This window comes from Frankia sp. CoWAU3 (assembly GCF_977971855.1).
On the sequence record NZ_CDWWXB010000090.1, the window covers coordinates 11568 to 13678 of the forward strand.

Genomic DNA, 2111 nt, shown 5'->3' on the forward strand with positions numbered 1-2111 from the left:
CTCCGTCGTGCGGCTCTCCGTCGTGCGGCTCTCCGTCGTGCGGCTCTCCGTCGTGCGGCTCTCCGTCGCGCGGCTGTGCGTCGTGCGGCTGTGCGCGGAGGGGATTTCTTCCGCGGCGGCTCCGGCAGGCAGATCCACGGTTATCATTATCGGACAATCACCGAAAGGCGCGACAATGACGACTCGCCAATTCCAGGTTTATGATGGCGATGGCGAACTGGTGGCCACCTTCCCGGAATGGGAGGCGGCGCACAACTGGGCTCATCTGCGCGCGAACGAGCCGGTGACCTCGCGGCCCGTGCAGATCGAGGATCGGGTCGAACGCCGTACCTGGACGATCGAGGCGGACCGCTGCCGGCTGACCGTGTGGCGGCGACGGGTCGAGTACGGATACTGCGGGAGTGGCGACCTGCGGCATGCCGCTAACGCTCGTAAGCACGCCCGGGCGTCCTGAGCCGGTCCACTCGTGGCTGCTGGTGACTCCCGCCTGCGGGTTGGCGTGGCCCCCGGCCCGTGACGGCTCCGGGGAAGTCCCGGCAAGTTCCGAGGCTTCTCCCAGGTAGTCCACAGCCTCTCCGGACATCGTCCGTCCCATGAGTTCGACGCGGCACCCGGCCCGATGGTCTCCCCACCTCGTGGTGCGTCTCGCCCTGGTGGCCTGGGGGATCGCGGTGGTGGCCCTGTGGTGGTTCGACACCTCCGCGTCCAGCGTCCACGGCGCCGGGCCCGCCATGACCGCGGTCGGTCGGGTCTGCGGCCTGCTGGCGGCCTATCTGGTGCTCGTGCAACTGCTGCTCATGGCGCGGATACCTGCCTTCGAACGCGCCGTCGGTCTCGACCGGCTGGCCGCGTGGCACCGCGGCCTGGGCACGAACGCCATCCTGCTCATCGTCGTCCACATCCTGCTGACGGTGTGGGGTTACGGCCTGGCCGGGCATCATCAGCCGCTCGCCGAGCTCGTCACGGTGATCACGACATACCCGGAGATGTGGAAGGCCACCGTCGGCACCCTGCTGTTCGTGGCCGTCGGGGTCGCGAGTGCCCGGGCGGCCCGGCCGCGCATCTCGTACGAAGTCTGGTACGCGCTGCATCTCACCACCTACCTCGCCGTGTTCCTGGTCTTCTTCCACCAGACGGAGACCGGTGGGGACTTCGTCGGTCACCCGGTTAACCGGCTGCTGTGGACCGCGATGTACGTCTCCGTCGCCGCCTGTCTCGTCGTCTGGCGCCTGATCCTGCCGATTGCGGCCGTGGCCCGGCACCGGATGACGGTCGATCGGGTGGTGGAGGAGGCACCCGGCGTCGTCTCGGTGTGGATCCGCGGTCACGACCTGCACCGGCTCGGTGCGCGTCCGGGACAGTTCCTGCTGTGGCGGTTCGCCGCCCGCGGGCATCTCGTGACCGCGCACCCCTACTCGCTGTCGGCCCCGCCGACAGCGCATCAGCTGCGTATCACGGTCAAGGCCGCCGGCGACCACTCCCGGGCGGTCGCCCTGCTGCGACCGGGCACACCGGTCGTGGCGGAAGGTCCCTTCGGACATTTCACCGCCGCGCGGGCCCACCGGGGCCGGGCGCTGCTCGTCGGCGGGGGCAGCGGAATCGGACCGGTCCGGGCGCTGGCAGAGGATCTTGCCGGTCGTGGCGACGACGTCGTGGTTGTGCACCGGGTGAGCCGGCCGAGAGATCTCGCGCTGGGACGGGAGTTTGAGGCGCTCGCCGATAGCAGTCGAATGATCGTCCACCGGGTGATCGGTTCCCGGCGTGAGCTCGGATATGACCCGCTGGAGGCCCGCTTCCTCGAGGCCGCCATCCCGGACGCCGCCGACCGCGACGTCTTCGTCTGTGGCCCTCGTGGGATGACCACCACGGTCGTCCGGGCGCTTCGCGGTCTCGGCGTTTCCCGTGACCAGATCCACACCGAGGAGTTCGATCTCCGTTGAACGACAACGCCGACAACGCCGACAACGCCGACAACGCCGACAACGCCGACAAACCCTACCGGGGAAGGCTCGGTTTCGTGGCGCTGATGGGAGCCGCCATCCTCGTGGTCGGTGCGAAGGCCGCGACCGGCCACGGGGAGCGGCTGGTGGCACTCGCTGCGTCGCCGACCG

General features: G+C 69.5%; 2 protein-coding genes. Both read left to right on the forward strand.

Annotated features, from left to right (window positions below):
* A partial coding sequence (locus AC08ON_RS10165) for a hypothetical protein (protein WP_476616848.1) occupies window positions 1–454 on the forward strand: 454 nt, incomplete at its 5' end.
* A gap of 139 nt (window positions 455–593) precedes the next feature.
* The gene (locus AC08ON_RS10170) at window positions 594–1940 is read left to right on the forward strand and encodes a ferredoxin reductase family protein (protein ID WP_476606929.1); all 1347 of its coding nucleotides are present in this window, start codon (window positions 594–596) and stop codon (window positions 1938–1940) included.
* Window positions 1941–2111: the final 171 nt, after the last annotated feature.